General features: G+C 62.7%; 16 protein-coding genes. 6 read left to right on the plus strand and 10 right to left on the minus strand.

The window, feature by feature from the left end:
* The first annotated feature begins 9 nt into the window (after nucleotides 1-9).
* From ACIQWO_RS22795 to yacG, 5 genes are all read left to right on the plus strand, one after another.
* On the plus strand, nucleotides 10-1,236 hold the full coding sequence (locus ACIQWO_RS22795) for a type II secretion system F family protein (RefSeq protein ID WP_402829121.1): 1,227 nt from the start codon (nucleotides 10-12) through the stop codon (nucleotides 1,234-1,236).
* Nucleotides 1,233-2,093, plus strand: a complete 861-nt coding sequence (locus ACIQWO_RS22800) for a prepilin peptidase (RefSeq protein WP_402829123.1) — start codon at nucleotides 1,233-1,235, stop codon at nucleotides 2,091-2,093. The genes ACIQWO_RS22795 and ACIQWO_RS22800 overlap by 4 nt, the downstream gene beginning before the upstream one ends.
* Nucleotides 2,090-2,704, plus strand: coding sequence for a dephospho-CoA kinase (gene coaE / locus ACIQWO_RS22805; RefSeq protein WP_402829125.1), 615 nt, complete (start codon nucleotides 2,090-2,092; stop codon nucleotides 2,702-2,704). Before ACIQWO_RS22800 ends, coaE begins: the two co-directional genes overlap by 4 nt.
* A 175-nt stretch (nucleotides 2,705-2,879) precedes the next feature.
* The gene (gene zapD, locus ACIQWO_RS22810; protein WP_039393327.1) at nucleotides 2,880-3,635 is read left to right on the plus strand and encodes a cell division protein ZapD; all 756 of its coding nucleotides are present in this window, start codon (nucleotides 2,880-2,882) and stop codon (nucleotides 3,633-3,635) included.
* A gap of 4 nt (nucleotides 3,636-3,639) precedes the next feature.
* Nucleotides 3,640-3,834, plus strand: coding sequence for a DNA gyrase inhibitor YacG (gene yacG, locus ACIQWO_RS22815; RefSeq protein WP_402829127.1), 195 nt, complete (start codon nucleotides 3,640-3,642; stop codon nucleotides 3,832-3,834).
* Nucleotides 3,835-3,971: 137 nt separating this feature from the next.
* Here yacG and ACIQWO_RS22820 read toward each other — a convergent pair whose 3' ends face one another.
* From ACIQWO_RS22820 to secA, 4 genes are all read right to left on the minus strand, one after another.
* Nucleotides 3,972-4,406, minus strand: coding sequence for an NUDIX domain-containing protein (locus tag ACIQWO_RS22820; protein ID WP_373275334.1), 435 nt, complete (start codon nucleotides 4,404-4,406; stop codon nucleotides 3,972-3,974).
* Between the two features lie 88 nt (nucleotides 4,407-4,494).
* Entirely contained in the window at nucleotides 4,495-5,376 is an 882-nt protein-coding gene (locus ACIQWO_RS22825; RefSeq protein ID WP_402829130.1) for an ATP-binding protein, read from the minus strand.
* A 251-nt stretch (nucleotides 5,377-5,627) separates the two neighbouring features.
* A complete protein-coding gene (gene argJ, locus ACIQWO_RS22830) occupies nucleotides 5,628-6,857 on the minus strand; it encodes a bifunctional glutamate N-acetyltransferase/amino-acid acetyltransferase ArgJ (protein ID WP_402829132.1) in 1,230 nt (409 codons plus the stop codon).
* Nucleotides 6,858-7,058: 201 nt separating this feature from the next.
* Complete coding sequence (gene secA, locus ACIQWO_RS22835) at nucleotides 7,059-9,869, minus strand: preprotein translocase subunit SecA (protein ID WP_402829134.1); 2,811 nt, start codon at nucleotides 9,867-9,869, stop codon at nucleotides 7,059-7,061.
* A gap of 305 nt (nucleotides 9,870-10,174) precedes the next feature.
* On the opposite strand from secA, the gene ACIQWO_RS22840 reads away from it, so the two are divergent.
* Nucleotides 10,175-10,642: a DciA family protein gene (locus tag ACIQWO_RS22840; protein WP_402829136.1), complete on the plus strand. Its 468-nt coding sequence runs from the start codon at nucleotides 10,175-10,177 to the stop codon at nucleotides 10,640-10,642.
* 115 nt (nucleotides 10,643-10,757) lie between these two features.
* On the opposite strand, the gene lpxC is transcribed toward ACIQWO_RS22840, so the two are convergent.
* From lpxC to murC, 6 genes are all read right to left on the minus strand, one after another.
* Nucleotides 10,758-11,672: a UDP-3-O-acyl-N-acetylglucosamine deacetylase gene (lpxC, locus tag ACIQWO_RS22845; protein WP_150737360.1), complete on the minus strand. Its 915-nt coding sequence runs from the start codon at nucleotides 11,670-11,672 to the stop codon at nucleotides 10,758-10,760.
* 559 nt (nucleotides 11,673-12,231) lie between these two features.
* Nucleotides 12,232-13,422 (minus strand): cell division protein FtsZ, encoded by a 1,191-nt coding sequence (ftsZ, locus tag ACIQWO_RS22850; protein ID WP_023594064.1) that lies wholly within the window; start codon nucleotides 13,420-13,422, stop codon nucleotides 12,232-12,234.
* A gap of 117 nt (nucleotides 13,423-13,539) precedes the next feature.
* Nucleotides 13,540-14,772 (minus strand): cell division protein FtsA, encoded by a 1,233-nt coding sequence (gene ftsA, locus ACIQWO_RS22855; protein ID WP_010806905.1) that lies wholly within the window; start codon nucleotides 14,770-14,772, stop codon nucleotides 13,540-13,542.
* A gap of 22 nt (nucleotides 14,773-14,794) precedes the next feature.
* Nucleotides 14,795-15,628, minus strand: coding sequence for a cell division protein FtsQ/DivIB (locus ACIQWO_RS22860; RefSeq protein ID WP_150666596.1), 834 nt, complete (start codon nucleotides 15,626-15,628; stop codon nucleotides 14,795-14,797).
* 47 nt (nucleotides 15,629-15,675) lie between these two features.
* Nucleotides 15,676-16,659 carry a D-alanine--D-alanine ligase gene (locus ACIQWO_RS22865; RefSeq protein WP_402829140.1) on the minus strand — a complete coding sequence of 328 codons (984 nt, stop codon included), beginning with the start codon at nucleotides 16,657-16,659 and terminating at the stop codon, nucleotides 15,676-15,678.
* 1 nt (nucleotide 16,660) lies between these two features.
* Entirely contained in the window at nucleotides 16,661-18,070 is a 1,410-nt protein-coding gene (gene murC / locus ACIQWO_RS22870; RefSeq protein ID WP_402829142.1) for a UDP-N-acetylmuramate--L-alanine ligase, read from the minus strand.

The following is an 18,070-nucleotide window of genomic DNA, read 5'->3' on the forward strand; positions in this document are numbered from 1 at the left end:
AGGTGCCGCATGACGGTATCGACACATTTACGGCGATGGCGATGGCAAGGTCGCGACGCCGATGGACAGCGTCTTCATGGAGACGTGATCGCTCACGGCGAGGCGGCCGCCCGACTGGCATTGAGGCATCGGCATCCGCAGTTGACCGTCATGCAACTGCGTCCGCAGCGTCGCCACGCATCTGCCGCACGCACACGCCCGGCAGACGCAACCGACCTCGTGCGACGTCTCGCGACATTGCTCGGTGCGGGCGTGCCGCTGAGCGCCGCCCTCGACGTGCTTGCCCGAGGTGCGCACACGCGCGGCCTCAAGCGGCTGGCCGCCACCGTCGCGGAGGATGTCGCCCTCGGGTATCCGCTCGCGCAGGCGATGGCGCGTGCCAGCCGTCGCTTCAGTAGCGTCGATTGTCAGTTGATCGCGGCGGGAGAACTGAGCGGCCAACTCGCCCCGACGCTGGCACGGCTGAGCGCACAGTACGATCACGTGCAAAGCGTTCGCGACAAGCTGCAACGCGCACTCGCGTATCCGCTGACCGTGTTGGCGGTGGCCGTCGCCGTCGTCGTCGCACTCCTGCAATGGGTGATCCCGGAGTTCGAGCGGCTATTCGCGAGTGCTGCCGGTGGTGGTGTGCCGTTGCCGCCGTTGACTCGCTGGCTCATCGACATTTCGCGCGCATCGCTCGACAACGGCCACTGGGTGCTGGCGAGCACAGGTGCCGCCGGGCTGGTCGTCGCTGCGGGTTTGAGGCGAAGCCTATCGCTGCGACGTCATCGCGACCGGCTATTGCTGCGTCTGCCCGGCGTGGGCAAGATTCTTCGGATGATGAGCGCCGCGCGATGGGCTAGAACCCTCGGCACACTCCTCGATGCCGGTGTCGCGCTGCCCGACGCCATGGACGCCGCCGCCAGCGCGTGCGGCAATCTCGTGATGCAGCGATCGGCGCACAACGTGCATCGCAAAGTGGCCCGGGGCGAGCGTCTGGCGACAGCCTTGGAAGGCGACGAACACTGGCCGTTGGCCGTGGCACAACTGGTCGTCATCGGAGAGGAATCGGGTACACTCGGGCGCATGCTCAATCAGGCCGCCGGCCTGCTCGACGAGGAAGCGTCGCATGCGCTGGTCAGTACCTGCGCAACGCTCGAACCCATGATGATTACGTTGCTCGGCCTGTTGATCGGCGGCATGGTCCTCGCCATGTACCTGCCGATGTTCCAACTCGGATACGGTGTCGCATGAACGCCATGAATGGCTACGCCGAACTGCTTCTCGTCGACTGGCTCGCGCAACTCTCTCTCTACTGGCGTCTCGCATTGTTTGCGGTTTCCGGCGTGATTGCCGGACTGCTCCTCGATGTCGTCGTGCGACGGGTGCCTGCCGCCATCGAGCGCGCGTGGCTCGAAGAATTGCAGGCCGCCGAAAGCTCGGACACGCACACCCTGCCTGCCGCATCACCACAGGTCTCGCCGCTTGCCCTCGCCTCGACCAGTGAGATGTCGGGCGTCGGCGCGATCAACCTGCCCGTCGCACTCTCCGACCCCGCACCGTCGCGTCGATGGCAGCTCGCGCTGCTCAGCGGCGTGCTGAGTGTCGCCATCTCCTGGCGTTTCGGGCCGACGTGGCAGAGCGTCGGCGCGCTCGGACTTGTCTGGACGCTGATCGCCCTTGCCTACATCGATCACGACACGCAACTGCTCCCCGACATCCTCACGCTCCCACTGCTTTGGGCCGGGTTGCTCTGTAACCTCGGCCATTGGTTTGCCAGCCTGCCGTCGGCTGTCATCGGCGCAGCGGCGGGCTATATGAGTCTCTGGGCGATGTATTGGGTGTACTGGTTGGTACGGCGTCGCGAAGGCATGGGATTCGGCGACTTCAAACTTTTCGCGGCGCTCGGCGCGTGGTTCGGCTGGACGGCGTTACCGCAAATTCTGCTCGTCGCCTGCGTGCTCGCCATTGTCATTGCGGGCAGCGCGTGGCTGATGGGGCGCTTGCGCGGCGATCAGATGTTTCCCTTCGGCGCGTTTCTTGCCGCCGCAGGTATCGTCACGCTCTTCGGTGGCGACAGCCTCATGCTTTGGATCGGAGGAACTCCATGACATACGCCATCGGCCTGACCGGCGGCATCGGTAGCGGCAAAACGACCGTCGCCAATCTGTTTGCCACGCATGGCATCGCCATCATCGATACCGACGCCATCGCGCACAGCATCACCGCCCCGGGTGGCGCTGCGATGCCTGCGATCCGCCGGGACTTCGGCGATGCCTTCGTCGCACCGGACGGCTCACTCGACCGCGCGCGCATGCGCGAAGCGGTGTTCTCTGACAACGCCGCAAAAGCGCGTTTGGAGGCAATCACCCATCCGCTGATACGTACGGAGTGCGAGCGTGCGGCGGCCGAGGCCGAAGGGCCCTATCTGATTTTCGTCGTGCCGTTGTTGGTGGAGTCCGGCACATGGCGTGAGCGGGTGCAGCGCATCCTCGTTGTCGATTGCACCGAGGAGACGCAGATTGCTCGCGTGATGTCGCGCAACCGGTTCACACGCGAGCAGGTGCAGGCGATCATGGCACGTCAGGCGTCACGGGCGCAGCGACTCGCCGTGGCGGACGACATCATCGACAACGACGCGCAGCAGGCACCGCTCGCCCCGCAAGTCGACCGTCTGCACGCGGCCTATCTTCAGTTCGCCAGGCAGACCGGCGGCGAGTGATTTCCGGTTACAGCACATTGGAATACCGATGTCTGGAGGTATGTCGGGAGGCATTTCGTGCAGGTGTCTTGCATTCGGTGCCCAATTGAGCGCCCACTCGCGTTGCAACCCGACAGATTCCCGCATTAGAATGTCGCCATTACGCTGAAAAGCGCCAACTTTTGGGCCAACGCGCTTGATCCTGTACGAATATCCGCTCAACGAACGCATTCGCACGCTGCTTCGGCTAGAAGAGCTGTTCGGGCGCTTTGCCTTTTTCGTCGGACAGGATCAGCCGCTCGATCATCACGCGGCCCTGATCACGATGTTCGAGATTGCCGACATCGCCGGTCGCACCGATCTGAAGAACGAACTGGTCAAGGAACTCGACCGGCAACGTCAGACGCTGCAGACCTATCGCGGCAATCCCGATATCGCCTCCGACGCGCTCGAACAATTCATCGGCGAAGTCGAGCTGGCCATCGCGAACCTCAACCAGATTCCCGGCAAACCCGGTCAGCACCTGAACGACAACGAATGGCTTGCCAGCATTCGCAGCCGTTCGGTCATTCCGGGTGGCACCTGCCGTTTCGATCTGCCGTCGTATTACGCCTGGCGTCACAACGATGCCGAGCAGCGCCGTCACGACATCGATAAGTGGATCGGCCCGCTGTTCCCGATTCGCGACGCCATCAGCATCGTGCTGGGGCTGGCGCGCGAATCCGGCCATGCCAGCAAGGCGATGGCGCAGCAGGGCAGCTATCAGCAGATGCTTACCGGCCGTGTCTATCAGTTGATGCAGGTGCGTGTCGCCGCCGACCTTCGCGTCATTCCGGAAGCCAGCGCCAACAAGTACATGCTGTGGGTGCGCTTCACGACGCAGGATGGCGATCTGAAGCCACGTCCGGTCGACAGCGACGTGCCGTTCCTGCTCACCCTCTGCAATTTGTAAGCCGATGACGAGCGTCGTAAATTGCCCGACCTGCGGCAAGAAAGTCGTCTGGGGTCCGCAAGCTAAATTCCGCCCGTTCTGCTCGGAACGCTGCAAGCAAATCGATATGGGTGCGTGGGCGGCGGAGAAGTACACCATCCCGTCCGAAACGCCGGAAGATCCCTCGCAGGAATCGCCGCTCGACCCGACACAACGCTAAGTGCTGACGGACCCGCACTAAGCACCATAGAAAAAAGCCGCTTCGACATCCATCGAAACGGCTTTTTTGCTTTTGCGGGTTCAGTGGATCTGACCGGCATTCGCCTCGCCAACGCCCTCGGAGGCGTCATGCACGCGTCAGGACCGCTGCGCCAATTCCTCGGCAAGCCACGTCAGCGGCGGCAACGCAGCGGGTAGCAGCGGCTCCACGCTCACCGGCGGATGCTCCCACGCGAGGGCCTGTCCTTCCTTGCCATGCGGCTCACCCTGCCATGCCGTCACCTTGCAGAAGTGCAGACGCACATACGCGTGCGGGTAGTCGTGTTCGAGGACACGCCACGGCGCGCAACGCTCAACCGTAACGCCCAGCTCTTCGTGGAGCTCGCGCGCGAGCGCCGCCGCGACCGACTCGCCCGCTTCGAGCTTGCCGCCCGGGAACTCCCAGTATCCGGCGTACGGCTTGCCCTCGGGACGCTGACCAAGCAGCACCGCGCCATCCGGGCGCACCATGACGCCAACGGCCACTTCCGTGACCGGACGCCCGTCCGGCGCCGTTCGTTTCGAATCTGTCATATCGCTACGCATTGCTGAATTTCGGGATCGGCAAACGGCGGTCCGCGGCGGTCCGGATCATCCCCGGACGACGCCATCTGCCAAATCGTTACGATGCCTGTGCCGCACCACGCTGCTTGCCCGCCCAATCGCGCGCAAACTGGAATGCCACACGGCCCGAGCGCGAACCCCGCTCCAATGCCCAGATCAACGCTTCCTGACGCGCGCTTTCCGTCTGATCCGCCGGTACACCGAAGTGCTGCAGCCAGTGGCCGACGATCGTCAGGTAGTCGTCCTGCTTGAACGGGTAGAAGCTCACCCACAGACCGAAACGCTCGGACAGCGAGATCTTCTCTTCGATCACTTCGCCCGGATGAATTTCGCCGTCGTCGGTGTGACGATAGCTCTCGTTGTCCTTCATGTACTCGGGCAACAGGTGACGGCGGTTGGACGTCGCGTAAATCAACACGTTGTCCGACTGCGCGGCCACGGAACCGTCAAGCGCCACCTTAAGTGCTTTGTAGCCCGATTCACCGTCTTCGAACGACAGGTCGTCGCAGAACACAACAAAGCGTTCCGGACGCTGCGAGATCAGGTCGACGATGTCGCCCAGATCGGTCAGGTCGTCCTTGTCGACTTCGATCAGACGCAGCCCTTCCGACGCGTACTGATTCAGACAAGCCTTGATCAGCGACGACTTGCCCGTGCCGCGTGCACCGGTCAGCAGCACGTTATTGGCCGGTTCGCCACGCACGAACTGACGCGTGTTCTGCTCGATCAGCGCCTTCTGGCGTTCGATGTTCTGCAGGTCGCTTAGCGTAATGGAGGAGACGTGCGCAACGGGCTGCAGAAACCCACGGCCCTGCTTCTTGCGCCAACGAAACGCCGTAGCGACGTTCCAGTCGATCTCAGGGGTCGCCGGGGGCAGCATTGCCTCCAGCCGGGCCAGCACGCCTTCCGCGCGCGTCAGGAACTGTTCCAGTTTGTCCATGCTTCGATATCCCCGCGCCGCTCATGGGCGCTCATGTCGATGCTTCGAGGTGTTGTCGTTTCCCTTCGCTGTGCGCCGCGGTGCTTTTGCCACCCGTCCGGCAGTCCAAACGATGTTTCCGATGGACTTGCGCGTTTTGCTCATTCACTTCCACCGGCACATGGCCGACGCCGGTCAGGCGTCGGTGCCATGCGCCGACGGCCCTCGCCTCCTGTGGGAGGCCTAGACCTTCAGGGCCGTCGCGTCGGGTCTCAGGAGCGGTAATCCGCGTTGATGCTGACGTAGTCGTGCGAGAGATCGCACGTCCACAGCGTAGCGGCCGCGTCGCCGCGACCCAGCACTACGCGTACCGTAATTTCGCTTTGCTTCATCACGCGCTGACCGTCTTCCTCGCGATAGTCGGCGTTGCGGCCACCGGCGCGCGCCACCAGCACATCGTCGAGATACAGGTCGATCTTGCTGACGTCGAGGTCGTTCACGCCCGCATAGCCGATGGCGGCCAGAATACGGCCCAGATTCGGATCGGACGCAAAAAACGCGGTCTTCACCAACGGCGAATGGCCGATGGCATATGCGATCTGACGGCACTCGGCCACGTCGCGGCCACCTTCGACCGTCACGGTGATGAACTTGGTCGCGCCTTCGCCGTCGCGCACGATCAGTTGCGCCAGTTCTTGCGAGATCGACAACAGCGCGTCGCGGAACGCAGCGAACGCCGGGGTGTCCGTGCTGGCGATTTCCGGCAGCTCGGTCTGGCCGGTGGCAGCCACGATGAACGAATCGTTGGTGGACGTATCGCCGTCGATGGTGATGGCGTTGAACGAGCGGTCGGCCACGTACTTCACCAGCGCGTCGAGCACCGGCTGTGCCACGCGGGCGTTCGTGCCCACGAAACCGAGCATGGTCGCCATGTTCGGCTTGATCATGCCCGCGCCCTTGCTCACGCCCGTCATCACGATCGTTTGTCCGTCGATCACGATCTGACGCGAGGCAGCCTTCGGCAGCGTGTCGGTCGTCATGATCGATTGTGCAGCCTCGAACCAGTGCGCAGGTGCCAGATTAGCGATGGCTTGCGGCAGACCGGCGACCAGACGGTCGACCGGCAGCGGCTCGAGAATCACGCCCGTCGAGAACGGCAGGATCTGGTTGCTCGAGACCGACAGCAGCTTGGCAAGCGCGTCGCACGTGGCGCGCGTGGCCAGCATGCCCGGCTCGCCGGTGCCCGCATTGGCGTTACCCGTATTGACGACGAGCGCGCGGATGCCCGCATGGGCAGCCAGATGTTCCTTGCACACCGTCACCGGTGCGGCGCAGAAGCGGTTGGTCGTGAAAACGCCCGATACCGTACTGCCGGCAGCCAGTCGCATGACCAGCACGTCCTTGCGGTTCGGTTTGCGGATATTGGCTTCGGCCCAGCCCAGTTCGACGCCCGGAACGGCGTGCAGTTGGGAGGCTTCGATCGAGGGGAAATTGACGGCCATGGGGGTTCGCCCGCGAGAGGTAAGGGTTCAAGCACCCGCCCTGGCGATGTCGGCACGACAGCCCGCCGGGGCGGCGGTTGATCGGTGCGGCCGCTTTCGATGTTTTGCGAAGCTTTTCGAAGCTTTGCGAATCTTCAAAAACCGGCGCTACAAACGACGCGGCGCCGATAAAGTGTCGGCGCCGCGTCGATCGTTCACATCTTAAGACAGTTTGCCGTGGCAGTGCTTGAATTTCTTGCCACTGCCGCACGGGCACGGGTCATTGCGTCCGACCTTCGGCAACATGTCGGCACCAGCGGCTGCACCGGCTACGCCCGCAGCACTGGCTGCCTGGGCGAGCGCCGCGACCACCGGGCGACCGGCGTCTTCGTCCACTTCGCCTTCGCCGCCCACGGTTTCGAGTTCGTCATGCTTGAACTCGATGTTCACCAGACCGCCTGCGTTGTCGTCGAGCGACTCCGTGGCTTGCTCAAGCTCTTCCTGCGACTGGATGCGCACGTTCATGATCACGCGCGTGACTTCCAGCTTGATGGTCTCGAGCAACTGCGCAAACAGTTCGAACGCTTCGCGCTTGTATTCCTGCTTCGGATTCTTCTGAGCGTAACCGCGCAGATGGATACCCTGACGCAGGTGATCCAGCGCCGCCAGATGCTCACGCCAGTTCGAATCCACGCTTTGCAGCATGACCGAACGCTCGAAGCCCGAGAACGACTCGCGCCCCACCAGATCGACCTTCGCGGCATACGACGCTTCGGCCGCATCCATGACTTCCTTGAGGATGTCTTCGTCGTCGATCTCTTCGGCGCCTTCGATACGCGATTGCAGCGGCAGATCGAGCTGCCACTCTTCGCGCAGCGTCGTCTCCAGACCCTTCAGGTCCCACTGCTCTTCCACGGTGCCGACCGGCACGTAGTTGCGCACCAGATCCTCGAACACACTTTGACGCATGCCTGCGATCGTTTCCGACACGTCCTGCGCTTCGAGCAGTTCGTTACGTTGCTGATAGATCACCTTACGCTGATCGTTCGCAACGTCGTCGTACTCCAGCAGTTGCTTACGCACGTCGAAGTTACGGGCTTCGACCTTGCGCTGTGCCGACTCGATCGAACGCGTGACGATGCCCGCTTCGATGGCCTCACCTTCCGGCATCTTCAGACGATCCATGATCGCGCGTACGCGGTCGCCCGCAAAAATGCGCAGCAGCGGATCTTCCAGCGACAGATAGAAGCGCGACGAACCCGGATCGCCCTGACGACCCGAACGACCGCGCAACTGGTTGTCGATACGGCGCGATTCGTGACGCTCGGTGCCGATGATGTGCAGACCGCCAGCGGTCTTCACCTGCTCGTGCAACCCTTGCCACTCGTCCTGCAACTGCTGGATGCGGGCTGCCTTGTCGGCATCCGACAGGCTTTCGTCCGCTTCGATGAAACCGGATTGCTTCTCGACGTTGCCGCCCAGCACGATGTCGGTACCGCGACCGGCCATGTTGGTCGCGATGGTGATCACGCCCGGACGGCCCGCCTGCGCCACGATCTCGGCTTCGCGCTGGTGCTGCTTGGCGTTGAGCACCTGATGCGGCAGTTTTTCGCGCGTGAGCAGTTGCGAGAGGTATTCGGACGTTTCAATCGACGTCGTGCCCACCAGCACCGGCTGGCCGCGCTCGACACAGTCGCGAATGTCCTTGATGACGGCGTCGTACTTTTCCTTCGCCGTCTTGTAGATCTGATCCTGACGGTCGATCCGCTTCGGCTGACGGTTCGTCGGGATCACCACCGTCTCGAGACGGTAAATTTCGTTGAATTCGAACGCTTCGGTATCCGCCGTACCCGTCATGCCCGAGAGCTTGGCGTACATGCGGAAGTAGTTCTGGAACGTGATCGAGGCGAGCGTCTGGTTCTCGTGCTGGATCTTGACGCGCTCCTTCGCTTCCACGGCCTGATGCAGACCTTCGGACCAGCGACGGCCTGCCATCAGACGGCCCGTGAATTCGTCGACGATCACGATCTCGTTGTCCTGCACCACGTAGTGCTGATCCTTGTGGAACAGCGTGTGCGCGCGCAGTGCGGCGTACACGTGGTGCATGAGCGTGATGTTTTGCGGTGCGTACAGGCTGTCGCCCTCGCCGATCATGCCCCACTCGGCGAGCAGTTGCTCCGCCTTCTCGTGGCCACGCTCGGTCAGGAACACTTGACGGCCCTTCTCGTCGAGCGTGTAGTCGCCCGGCACTTCGACGCCCGTACCGTCGGACTTCTCTTCGCCGATCTGGCGTTCGAGCATCGCCGGCAGGCGATCCATCTTCACGTACAGTTCGGTGTGATCTTCCGCCTGACCGGAGATGATCAGCGGCGTACGCGCCTCGTCGATCAGGATCGAGTCAACTTCGTCGACGATGGCGTAGTTGAGCGAACGCTGCACCCGCTGCTCGGTCTCGTAGACCATGTTGTCGCGCAGGTAGTCGAAGCCGAACTCGTTGTTCGTGCCGTACGTGATGTCGGCCGCGTAAGCGCCTTGCTTCTGGTCGTGCGGCATCTGCGACAGGTTGATACCCACCGACAGACCCAGGAAATTGTACAGACGCGCCATCCACTCGGCGTCGCGCTGTGCCAGGTAGTCGTTGACGGTCACAACGTGCACGCCCTTGCCCGAAAGCGCATTCAGGTAGGCGGGCAACGTGGCGACGAGCGTCTTGCCCTCACCCGTACGCATTTCGGCGATCTTGCCGTAGTGCAGCACCATGCCGCCGATCAGCTGAACGTCGAAGTGACGCATCTTGAGGACGCGCTTGCCCGCCTCACGGCACACGGCAAAGGCTTCGACGAGCAACGAGTCCACGCTCGCCCCCTGGGCGATACGCTGCTTGAATTCCTCAGTCTTGCCGCGCAGTTGCTCATCGCTCAGTTGGGCGATTTGCGGCTCGAGGGCGTTAATCGCCGTGACGGTTTTCTGGTACTGCTTGATGAGCCGCTGGTTGCGGCTGCCAAATACTTTTTTAAGAAGACCGGGAATCATCGGATCACTGGTTAGGGCGGCAAATGTCGTTCGCAATCGCGCAGTCTGTCGTCTGACGGAAAACCTCACCCCGGAGTTGTGCCCCATGAGTAACGATCCGCCCGAGCGTCTGCGCGCTGCGGGTCACCGGTGTTTGGCACGTTGGCCGCACGCCGGTTCGATACCTGTACTGAAAAATGGATTCTAGCATGCTGACGTGGCACCTCCCGAAGGCACCCAACGTCAGCAATCCGGGGCTTTCAGGGGACGAGACAAGGCGACGCCCGATGGCGGGGTAAAATATGCGGTGACTTCTGTCTCATCATATGAAACGACCTAAAGCGCCCCGCGTTGCCCGCCCTCTGACCGACCTGTTATCCGCATCCGACGGTGCCGGATCGCTGCTGGTCGCCGCCGAACAACTCGGCCGTCTGGAACGCGACGTTCACGCGCTGTTGCCCTCCGCACTGCGCGCCAGCGTGAGGCTTGCGCCGCCGCGTGAAGGGGCGCTCGTCTTCCTGGTGAGCAATAACGCACTGGCGGCGCGTCTGCGTCAGCAAACGCCGTCGCTGATCGACGGGCTCGCGACGCGCGGATGGCTCATCCGCTCGATCAAGATCCGCGTAAGCATCGCCACGCCTGAGCCTCAGAAGCCCCCTAAAGAGGCCCTGCTGTCGCGTCAGGGGCTCGTGAGCCTGCGCGATCTGCGCGACGCTCTGGAGCCGTCTCCGCTGCGCGACGCGCTGGCGCGGCTCGTTGCTCGTCACTCGTACGGCGGGTCGCGCAAACCCTGAACATTCCACACAACTGCCGACGCCGATTTTGCTCGCGCGTCAAATAAAAAAGCGCCGGATGACCGGCGCTTTCTTTTTGTTACATCCCGTCATGCAGCATGACGGTTTGCGTCACTTACGCGAACTGTGTCTGCGGTTCGAACTGGAAGCCGCGCGGGGCGTCTTCTGCGCGCTCGAACGTGACGATTTCGTACGCTTCCTGTGCGAGAAGCTCGCGCAGCAGCTGGTTGTTCAGACCGTGGCCCGACTTGTACGCCGTGTAAGACGCCAGCAGCGGGTGGCCGATCACGTACAGGTCGCCAATCGCGTCGAGCATCTTGTGCTTCACGAACTCGTCGTCGTAGCGCAGACCGTCGTTGTTCAGAATGCGGTACTCGTCGAGCACAATCGCGTTGTCCATGCTGCCGCCGCGCGCAAGCCCCAGCTCACGCAGCATTTCGACTTCATGCGCGAAACCGAACGTGCGCGCACGCGCGATTTCCTTCGCGTAGGACGTATCGGCGAAATCGACTTCGAGCGCCTGGCCCGTGCGATCCACGGCCGGGTGACGGAAGTCGATAGTGAACTTGAGTTTGAAGCCGTCGTACGGATCGAGACGGGCGAGCTTGTCGCCTTCGCGAATCTCGACCGGCTTCGTCACACGGATGAACTTCTTCGCAGCAGGCTGCTCTTCGATACCGGCCGACTGGATCAGGAAGACGAACGTGGCAGCGCTGCCGTCCATGATCGGAATTTCTTCGGCGGTGACGTCGACATACAGATTGTCGATGCCCAGCCCTGCGCATGCCGACATCAGGTGTTCCACGGTGGACACCCGCGCACCATCCTTCTGCAACACCGACGCGAGACGCGTGTCGCCAATCGCCATCGCCGACGCCGGAATCTCCACAGGAGGATTCAGATCGGTACGGCAGAAGACAATGCCCGTATCGGGCGGCGCCGGACGCAGCGACAGCTCGACCTTGCGACCGGAGTGCAAGCCGATGCCGACTGTCTTGGCGATGGATTTGAGAGTGCGCTGCTTAAGCATGCTATTTATTAAAACTATCAGACGCTAGGGATCATAGATCGAATTATATCAGATCGGCGCCTTCATCGCTGTGCCACAAACACAACGCTTCGTTACCAAACATTCCGGATGTTGCCTCATCGGATTGTCCCTTGCCTATATCGCGAAACGAAATGACGTATTTGCGAAAATCGGCTTTTCCATCTTAGACGTCAGGCCATAGACCTGCGCGCCCATTAATTTTCGGGGCACCCCGGCCACTGCGACGGAGGCAAGCCGCAGCGGTCGGGGGGACAGATCCGCGAGACCGGGTCAGGGATCACGAACGCTTACCCGTAACGTTCGTCATCTGTGACGCGTCGATACCTTTTGCGACTCTGGTCGTCGCGACCACAAGGCATCTCTGCGCATCACAACCTTGCCGTATCGTCCTTCGGATCCGTACCGGGGCGCGCCTTCCCCACGCCACAGGGCATGGTAGTTGGAGCGACGGCGAATCCTCACGACGACCTGCGTAGGTCTCGCGATTCCCAAGGTGCGGCGGCGCCAGGCACTGGCACCCGGCCCGCGCGCAACCTTGTCAGTCGGCTTGCTTGCGCAGGAAGGCCGGGATGTCGTACGTGTCGACACCCTTTTCCTGCAACGCAGCGACATGCGAAGCTGCGGTTTCACGCGTGCTGCGCCACACGGCCGGCGTATCGAGCGCGCCGTAGTCCGTACCGGCAGCCTGACCGACGTTCGGCACATGGCCCGTCGCGATCGGCATGTTGTCGGTACCGGTCTTGAGCAGCGTCATCGGTGCAGCGGCCTTCTTCGCAACAGCACGGCCCAGGCCGGTTGCCACAACGGTCACGCGCAGTGCATCGCCCATCTTGTCGTCGTAGACGGTACCGAAAATCACGGTCGCGTCTTCGGCGGCGTAGCTCTTGATGGTGTTCATCACTTCACGCGTTTCCGACAGACGCAGCGAACGCGATGCCGTGATGTTCACCAGCACGCCACGCGCACCCGACAGATCCACGCCTTCGAGCAGCGGGCTTGCCACGGCTTGCTCGGCGGCCAGACGCGCGCGATCGACACCGGCAACCGTCGCCGTACCCATCATCGCCTTGCCTTGCTCGCCCATCACCGTCTTCACGTCTTCAAAGTCGACGTTCACCAGACCGTCGACGTTGATGATTTCGGCGATGCCGGCCACGGCGTTGTGCAGCACGTCGTCGGCGCACTGGAAGCACTTGTCCATCTCGGCATCGTCGCCCATGACTTCGAACAGCTTGTCATTGAGCACGACGATCAGCGAGTCGACGTTGTCTTCCAGTTCCTGTGCGCCCGTCTCGGCCACACGCATACGCTTGCCGCCTTCGAACTCGAACGGCTTGGACACCACGCCCACGGTCAGAATGCCCATTTCCTTGGCGATCTGCGCCACCACCGGTGCTGCGCCCGTGCCCGTACCGCCGCCCATACCGGCGGTGATGAACACCATGTGCGCGCCACGCAGGGCGTCGGCCACGCGCTCGCGCGCTTCTTCAGCGGCGGAGCGGCCCATTTCCGGCTTCGCGCCCGCACCCAGACCGGTCTTGCCGAGCTGAATGTTCACGCTGGCCTGCGAGCGGCCCAGTGCCTGAGCGTCGGTGTTCATGGCGATGAATTCCACGCCTTGCACACCACGGTTGATCATGTGCTGGACGGCATTGCCGCCAGCGCCACCAACGCCCACCACCTTGATGATGGTGCCGTTGGTTTCCGTTTCCAACATTTCGAAGTTCATAGCGCCTCCAGTGAATTAAAAGCAGATTCGGTACTGCGGGTCACGTGCCGCTCGGGTAAGCCGCGCGTGTTTTCAACACCGAATCCACACCCCTCAAAAACTCTGTAAAAAGACAACTTAAAAATTGCTGAAGAACCAGTCGCGCATCCGCGTCCAGACCTGGTTCGCCTGCCCCGACTGCACGGCGACCTTACGGCCGCGCATGCGCTGGGAACGTCCTTCGAGCAGCAGGCCCATCGCCGTTGCGTAACGCGGGCTGCGCACCACGTCGGCGAGACCGCCTGCATATTCCGGCACGCCGATGCGCACGGGCTTGAGGAAGATGTCCTCGCCCAGCTCGACCATGCCCGGCATCATTGCCGCGCCGCCGGTGAGCACGATGCCCGAGGACAGCAGTTCTTCGTAACCCGACTCGCGCACCACTTGCTGCACCAGCGAGAACAGCTCTTCGACACGCGGCTCGATCACCGCGGCCAGCGCCTGACGCGAGAGCGTGCGCGGACCGCGCTCGCCCAACCCCGGCACTTCGATCATTTCGTCCGGATCGGCCAGCGACTGCTTGGCGATACCGTGTTGAATCTTGATGTCTTCCGCATCCGGCGTCGGCGTGCGAACGGCCATCGCGATATCGCTCGTGATCTGATCGCCTGCAATCGGAATCACGGCCGTGTGACGGATCGCCCCTTCGCTGAAGATCGCGATGTCGGTCGTGCCGCCACCGATGTCGATCAGCACCACACCGAGTTCCTTCTCGTCTTCCGTGAGCACCGAGATGCTCGACGCCAGCGGTTGCAGAATCAGGTCGTTCACTTCGAGGCCGCAACGGCGCACGCACTTCACGATGTTCTGTGCCGCCGACACCGCGCCGGTCACGATGTGCACCTTCACTTCGAGACGGATGCCGCTCATGCCGATCGGCTCGCGCACATCTTCCTGACCGTCGATGATGAATTCCTGCGTGAGGATATGCAGCACCTGTTGATCGGTCGGAATGTTGATCGCCTTGGCCGTTTCGATGACGCGCGCCACGTCGGCCTGCGTCACTTCCTTGTCCTTGATCGCCACCATGCCGCTCGAATTGAAGCTGCGGATGTGACTACCGGCGATGCCGGTGAACACGTTGGTGATCTTGCAGTCGGCCATCAGCTCCGCTTCTTCGAGCGCACGCTGAATGGACTGCACTGTGGCCTCAATGTTCACCACCACGCCCTTTTTCAGGCCGCGCGATTCACTCTGGCCGAGGCCGATGACTTCATAGCGGCCTTCAGGGCGCAGTTCGGCCACCACCGCCACGACTTTCGACGTGCCGATATCGAGGGCGACCAACAGATCCTTGTAATCTTTGCTCATAGCGTGTGTAAGTCCTGAAGTCTCACTGGCTTCGCTTTACCGGGGCGGCAGGTTTCGCTGCCGGCTTCTGCGAATCCCGCTTTTGCACGGGTGTCGCGGCAAGCTTCTTGGCCTGTTCTTCGCTCAAGAAACGCATGCCCGCGGCACGCACTGCAAAACCGTTCGGGTACCGCAGATCGGCATACTCGATCTGATTTCCCCAGCGTGCCGCTACCTGCGGATACGCCTGTACGAAGCGTCGGCTGCGCGTGGCGAGGGTCTCGGGGGTCCGCTCCCGTCCCAGCGCCAGTTGCACGCCCCCTGCGAGCCGCACGCCCCAGGCGTAGCGATTCGACAGCGTCACTGCCTCGGGTTTCATATTCAGCGGCGCAAACCACTTCACGAAGTCGTAGTACCGCGCCGTTACATCCTTCTCGCTGCCTGGCGGCCCCGCGAACTCCGGCAACTTGCCGTCGTCCTCGGCTTCCGCCAGGTTGGCTGCGAACAACTCGCCGTCCACACTCACCAGACGGCCGTCGTTCCACGTGGCCAGCGGTTTGTACTCCTCGATCGTCACCGCGAGCTGGTTCGGCCAGACACGCCGCACGCTCGCATGACGCACCCAGGGCACCGCTTCGAACGCCGCTCGCGTGGCGTCCAGATCGATCGTGAAGAAGTTGCCCTTCAGCCGCGAGACCGCATTCGCCCGCAAGGTCGGTCCGTTGATGTGGGACACGTCCCCATCGATCTGAATCGCCTTGAGCGTGAAAACCGGCCGCTGAATCAGCCAATGACCGCCCGCCGCGAGCGCCGCCAGCACGACGAGCGCGACGAGCACACTCGCAATGGCGTTGAGCAGGCGTACGTTGTGCCACATGGCGATTTGCTTTCCGTATCAGGGCGTTCTTCAACGCGTTCAATGTCTTACTCGGGTTTCCACTGCGCGTTCGGATGCAGATCGAGCGTCGCAGTTGCCAGAATTTCAACCACCAGGTCTTCGTACGACAGGCCCGCCGCGCGCGCCGAAATCGGCACCAGCGAGTGACCGGTCATGCCCGGCGACGTATTGATCTCCAACAGGTACGGCTTGTTGTCGCGCTTGCGCAGCATCACGTCGGCACGGGCCCAGCCACGGCAGCCGAGCACGAGGTAGGCGCGCAACACGAGGCGCTGCACTTCCTCTTGCAAGGACACCGACAACGGCGGCGGGCATTCGTAGCGCGTGTCGTCCTTGAAGTACTTGTTCTGGTAGTCGTAGTTCGCGTCCGGCGCGACGATGCGGATGACCGGCAGCGAGCGCGCAGCGTTCGCGCCCTTCGTGCCCACGCCGAGCACCGGCACGGTCAGTTCGTCGCCGTCGATGAACTCTTCGGCAAGCACGTCCGGGTCGAGCGCGACCGCCTTCTCGAACGCCGCCTTCAGTTGCGAGGCGTCCGTCACCTTCGTCAGACCGATGGTCGAGCCTTCGCGCGACGGCTTGACGATGAGCGGCAACCCGAGATCGCGCGCGACAGCATCGAAGTCGGTGTCGGCATTCAGCATCGTGAAGCGCGGCGTCGGCAGCCCTTCGTTGATCCAGATGCGCTTGGTCATCTCCTTGTCCATCGCCAGCGCGGAAGCCAACACGCCACTGCCGGTGTACGGCACGCCCAGATGTTCGAGCGCGCCCTGGATCGTGCCGTCTTCGCCGTAGCGGCCATGCAAGGCGATAAACACGCGGTCGAACTTCTGCGCGGCGAGCGCGGCGAGATCGTGCATGCCCGTATCGAACGCATGCGCATCGACGCCGCGCGAGCGCAGCGCTTCGAGCACACCATTGCCCGAAATCAGCGAGATCTGACGCTCGGCCGAGCGCCCGCCCATCAGGACGCCAACCTTGCCGAAACGTTTCGGATCGAAAGCACTCACGTCAAACTCCTTGCTGAACTTGCAACTTGCCGGGCACCGCGCCGATGGAGCCGGCACCCATGGTGATCACGACGTCGCCCGCACGGGCGACTTGCAGAATGGCGTCGGGCAGTTGCGCAACGTCTTCCACGAAAACCGGTTCTACCTTGCCCGCGACACGCACCGCGCGCGCCAGCGCACGACCGTCGGCGGCCACGATGGGCGCCTCACCGGCCGAATAGACTTCGCCGAGCACGACGGCATCCGCATCCGAGAGCACTTTCACGAAGTCCTCGAAACAGTCGCGCGTGCGCGTATATCGATGCGGCTGGAACGCCAGCACGATGCGACGGCCGGGGAACGCACCGCGCGCTGCGGCCAGCGTTGCCGCCATCTCGACCGGGTGATGGCCGTAATCGTCGATCAGCGTGAACGAACCGGCGCCATTCGACTTCGGCAGCGCGATCTCGCCATAACGCTGAAAACGTCGGCCCACGCCGTTAAATTCCGCCAGCGCCTGTTGAATCGCGGCATCAGGCACTTCGAGTTCGGTCGCGATCGCAATCGCGGCCAGCGCATTGCGCACGTTGTGCTCGCCCGGCAGGTTAAGCGTGATATCGAGCGGAGCCGCACCCTCGCCGAACTGACGCAGCACGGTGAAACGCATCTGTCCGCCGTCCGGGCGCACGTCGATGGCGCGCACCTGTGCGTCATCCGACAGGCCATAACGCACGATCGGCTTCGAGACGAACGGCAGAATCTCGCGCACGTTCGGATCGTCGACACACAGTACGGCGATGCCGTAGAACGGCAGGCGCTGCGTGAAGGCGACAAAGGATTGCTTCAGACGGGCGAAGTCGTGCCCGTACGTATCCATGTGATCGGCATCGATGTTCGTGATGACTTCGATGACCGGATTCAGATTCAGGAACGAGGCGTCCGATTCGTCGGCCTCGACCACGATGAAATCGCCCGTACCGAGTTTCGCGTTCGCTCCGGCACTGTTCAGACGGCCGCCGATCACGAACGTCGGATCGAGCCCGCCCTGCGCAAGCACGCTGGCCACAAGACTCGTCGTGGTCGTCTTGCCGTGCGTACCTGCAATGGCCACGCCCTGCTTCAGACGCATGAGTTCCGCGAGCATCAGCGCACGCGGCACGATCGGAATCTGACGTGCGCGGCCCGCCAGCACTTCCGGGTTATCCGCCGTAATGGCGGTGGAGACGACGATGGCGTCGGCCCCTTCGATATGTTCGGCAGCATGGCCGCGTGCAATACGCGCGCCAAGACCGGCGAGACGCTGCGTGACCGCGTTGTCGCCGAGATCGGAGCCGCTCACCTGATACCCCAGGTTAAGCAACACCTCGGCAATGCCGCTCATGCCCGAGCCGCCAATGCCGACGAAGTGAATATGTTTGACGATGTGTTTCAT

Source organism: Pandoraea sp. NPDC090278 (assembly GCF_044772185.1).
Classification (GTDB): Bacteria; Pseudomonadota; Gammaproteobacteria; order Burkholderiales; family Burkholderiaceae; genus Pandoraea.